The following is a 3,515-nucleotide window of genomic DNA, read 5'->3' on the forward strand; positions in this document are numbered from 1 at the left end:
CGCGCAGCTTCGCCCGCTACGAGCCGGTGCTCGTCACCCGCGACGCCGCGCCCGCCGGCCTCGACGCGGGCGTGCCCGTCGTCAGCATCGCCGGGCGCCGCGGGCCGCGGGCCGCCGCCGCCTACGCCAGCGGCCTGGTCCAGCGGCCGCTGACGGAGGTCCTGCGGGAGGTGGGCGCCGACGTCGTGCTGGCCCACTTCGGGGTGGAGGGCGCCTGCGCCCTGCCCAGCACCCGGCGCCTCGGGATCCCCCTCGCCACGGTGTTCCACGGCTTCGACGCCACGACGACCCGCGCGGCCCTCCTGCGCGCCGGGCACGTGTCGTGGCTGACGTACGTGCGCAGGCTGCCGCGGCTGCGCCGGCACGGCGACCTCTTCCTGCCCGTCTCCGGGCACCTGCGCTCCCACCTGCTGCAGCGGGGCTTCCCCGCGGGGCGCACCCAGGTCCACCACCTCGGGCTCGACCTGGCGAAGGTGCCCGCCGACCCGCCGGCGCCGCACCCGCGCACCGTCGTGCACGTCGCCCGGCTGGTGGAGAAGAAGGGCACCGGGCACCTGCTGCGCGCCGTCGCGCTGCTCGCCGGCACCGGCCGCGACGTGCGGCTGGTGTGCGTCGGCGACGGCCCGCTGCGCCCCGCCCTGGAGGCGATGTGCGCGCAGCTGGGCATCACCGGGCGGGTGCGGTTCACCGGCGCCCTCGACAACCCGCGCGTGCTCGCCGAGGTCGCCGCCGCGGCCGTGCTGTGCCTGCCCAGCGTCACCGCCGCCTCCGGCGACCAGGAGGGCCTGGGGCAGGTGCTGCTGGAGGCGGGGGCGCTCGGCAGGCCGGTCGTCGCCACCGCCCACGGCGGCATCCCCTCGGCGGTGGTCGACGGCGTCACGGGCCTGCTCGTGCCCGAGGCGGACCCCCCGGCCCTGGCCGCGGCGCTGGCCCGGGTGCTGGACGAGCCGGCGCTGGCCCGCGAGCTGGGCGCCGCCGGCCGCCGGCACGTGCACGGCTCGTTCGACGCGGCGCGGCAGACGCGCCGGCTGGAGGACGTCCTCGACGGCCTGCGCGGCGCGCGGCGGGAGGAGCGGTGAGCGGGGTCGTCGTCCTGACGCGGGGCCTGCCGCACCACCGCGCGGGCGGGATGGAGTCCGTCGCCTGGGACGTCTCCCGGGCCCTGGCCGCCCGGGGCGAACCGGTCGTGGTGCTCACGACCTCCCTGCCCGGCCGGCCCGCGGAGTTCGTGCAGGACGGGGTGCGGGTGCGGGCGCTGCCCGCGGCGCCCCCGGGCCGGTACTCCCGCGCGTGGTGGCGCTCCTCGCGCCGTGCCCTGCACGAGGAGCTGCACCGGGCACCGGGTTCGGCGGTGCTGTCGGTGAGCGCGGCGGCGTTCGGCTGCCTGGACCTGGCCGGCGGGGACAGCCGGTTCGTCCTGCAGGCGCACGGCACGTCCGTGATGGAGCTGCGCTCCAAGCTGGCCGGCGGCTCCCCGCGCGCGGCGGCGACCGCGGTCCGCAACGCGCACGGGCTGCTGCGCGACCTGCGCTCCTACCGGCGCTTCGACGCCGTCGTGGCGGTCGGGCCCAGCGTGGCCGCCTCCCTGGGCTCCTTCCCGCTGGGGCGCTGGGCCGCGATGCCGCCGGTGAGCACCCTCGCCAACGGCGTGGACACCGGGGTGTTCCGCCCCGACGCGGCGGCGGGTGCGCGGCTGCGCGCCGCCCTGGGGGTGCCGGCGCCGGCGCACGTGCTGCTCGCGGCGGGACGGCTGCACCCGCAGAAGCGCGTCGACCGGGCGGTGCGCTGCCTGCACGCCCTGGCGCTCACCGCCCCGGGGCTGGACCCGCACCTGCTCGTCGTCGGCGGCGGCCCGCAGGAGGGCCCGCTGCGGGCGCTGGCCGCGCGGCTGGGGGTGGCGCGGCGGGTGCGCTTCACCGGCCCGGTGGCGCGCGAGGACCTGCCGGCGCACTACGCCGCGGCCGACGTGTCGCTGCTGACCTCGCCCTGGCGCGAGGGCCTGCCGATGTCCGTGCTGGAGTCCCTGGCCTGCGGCACCCCGGCGATCACCTCCCTGACCACGGCCCCCGTCGAGGGCGCCGAGGGGGCCGTGACCCGCGTCGAGGCCGCCGACACCGCGGCGCTGGCCGCCGCGGCGGCGGTGGCCCGCCCGGGCCCGGGGCGGCCGGTCCTGCTGCCGGGGCGCTACGACCTGCGGCGGGTGGCGCAGGCGTACTCGGAGGTGCTGCACGGGCGGGCGGCGCCGTGAGCGGTCCCGGTGCGGTGCGCCTCGTGGTGCTGCGCCTCTTCTGGGGCGGGCTGGCCGGCAAGGTCCTCGGCCTGCTGCGGGAGGTGCTGCTGGCCGCCGCCTACGGCACCGGCGCCCCCGCGGACGCCGCCCGCGTCGCGCAGACGGCGACCCTGTCACCGGCCAACTTCTTCGTGGCCGACACCCTCGTGGCGGGGTTCCTGCCGCTGCACGGCGCGCTGCTGCGCGAGGACCCGGCGCGCGCCGCCGTCCTCTTCCACGCCGTGCGCCGCGTCCTGGGGGGCCTGTCCCTGGTCCTCGCCGCTGCCCTGCTGCTGCTCGCGCCGCAGGCGGTGGCGCTGCTGGCGCCCGGCCTGGCCCCGCGGACGGCCGCGACGGCCGCGGCGTTCCTGCAGGTCATGGCGCTCGGCGTCCCCAGCTACGTGCACTTCGCGCTGCTGAGCTACCTGGAGGCCTCGCACGGCTCCTACCGCCTCTCCAGCGTGCGGCCCACCGGCCAGAACGTCGGCACCGTCGGCGGGCTGCTGCTGGCGTGGTGGCTGTCCTCGCCGGTGCTGCTGGCCTGGGGCTTCACCGCCGGCTACCTGGTGCTGCACGCGTGGGCCGCCGCGTCCCTGCGGCGGCGGGGCCTGGTGCCGGCGCCGCCGCCGGGCCCGGCGCGCGCGGAGGTGCGGGAGCTGCTGGGGCTGCTGTGGGTGCGGGTGCGCCCGCTGGTCCTGCTGCCCGTCGTGCTGCACGGCTCCGTCGTCGTGGAGCGCCGGATCGGCTCGGCGATGGGCCCCGGGGTGGTCGCCGCCGTCGACTACGCCCGCTTCGTCGCCGACACCGGGGTCGCCCTCGTCGCGGTGCCGCTGGGCTTCGCCGGCCTGGCCGTGCTCGGGGTGGGTGCGGAGGCCGACGCCCGCGCCCGCCTGGAGCGGCTGCTGCCCGCGGTGCTCGTGGTGGTGGTGCCCGTCTCGGTGCTGCTCGCCGCGCGCAGCACCGACGTCGTGGAGCTGCTGTACGGGCACGGCGCGTTCGGCGCGGCGGCGGTGGCGACGGCGGGGCCGGTCCTGGCGGGCTTCGCGGTGGGTTTCTGGGCGCAGGTCGTCGCCTACGTGCTGGTGAAGGCGCTCAACGCCCGCGACCGCAACGGTGCGGCGGCCCGCGCGCTGGTGGCCGGGCTCGCCGCCGGGGTCGCCCTCACCGCCGCCCTGCACGACGCGCTGGGCCCGGTGGTGCTCGGGCTGGCGGGGTCCCTGTCGGCCCTCGTGACCGCCGTGGTGGC

The 3,515-nt window shown here is 79.4% G+C and carries 3 protein-coding genes; all 3 read left to right on the top strand.

Annotated features, from left to right (window positions below; translation table 11 throughout):
• A partial coding sequence (locus tag ABEB16_RS19845; RefSeq protein WP_345713929.1) for a glycosyltransferase occupies positions 1 to 1,079 on the top strand: 1,079 nt, incomplete at its 5' end.
• Positions 1,076 to 2,248: a glycosyltransferase family 4 protein gene (locus tag ABEB16_RS19850; RefSeq protein WP_345713930.1), complete on the top strand. Its 1,173-nt coding sequence runs from the start codon at positions 1,076 to 1,078 to the stop codon at positions 2,246 to 2,248. The genes ABEB16_RS19845 and ABEB16_RS19850, both read left to right, overlap by 4 nt.
• Positions 2,245 to 3,515 (top strand): lipid II flippase MurJ (locus ABEB16_RS19855; RefSeq protein WP_345713931.1); only part of this gene is annotated, 1,271 nt, incomplete at its 3' end. The genes ABEB16_RS19850 and ABEB16_RS19855, both read left to right, overlap by 4 nt.

The organism is Kineococcus glutinatus (assembly GCF_039542765.1).
GTDB classification, from domain to species: Bacteria; Actinomycetota; Actinomycetes; order Actinomycetales; family Kineococcaceae; genus Kineococcus_A; species Kineococcus_A glutinatus.